This is a genomic window from Micromonospora sp. DT229 (assembly GCF_049844505.1).
Classification (GTDB): Bacteria; Actinomycetota; Actinomycetes; order Mycobacteriales; family Micromonosporaceae; genus Micromonospora.
Genome location: NZ_JBNCLD010000055.1, coordinates 314 through 717, shown reverse-complemented (window position 1 = coordinate 717; position 404 = coordinate 314). Strand labels below are relative to the sequence as shown.

Genomic DNA, 404 nt, shown 5'->3' with positions numbered 1-404 from the left:
CCGGAGACCCCCTTCACCTGGGCCTGACCACCCAACTTGCCCTCGGTGCCCACCTCCCGGGCCACCCGGGTCACCTCGTCGGCGAACGACGACAACTGATCCACCATCGTGTTGACGGTGTTCTTCAACTCCAGGATCTCGCCACGGGCATCCACCGTGATCTTCTGCGACAGGTCACCCTTGGCGACCGCGGTGGTGACCGGGGCGATGTTCCGTACCTGGCTGGTCAGGTTCGAGGCCATCGAGTTCACGTTGTCCGTCAGGTCCCGCCAGGTGCCGGCCACCCCGCGCACCTGGGCCTGACCGCCCAACTTGCCCTCCGTGCCGACCTCCCGGGCCACCCGGGTCACCTCGTCGGCGAACGACGACAACTGATCCACCATCGTGTTGACGGTGTTCTTCAA

The 404-nt window shown here is 65.8% G+C and carries 1 protein-coding gene; it reads right to left on the bottom strand.

Annotated elements, in window-relative coordinates:
• Window positions 1-404: HAMP domain-containing protein (locus tag ACLQ2T_RS29260; RefSeq protein ID WP_425769579.1), on the bottom strand; the 404-nt coding region annotated here is incomplete at both ends.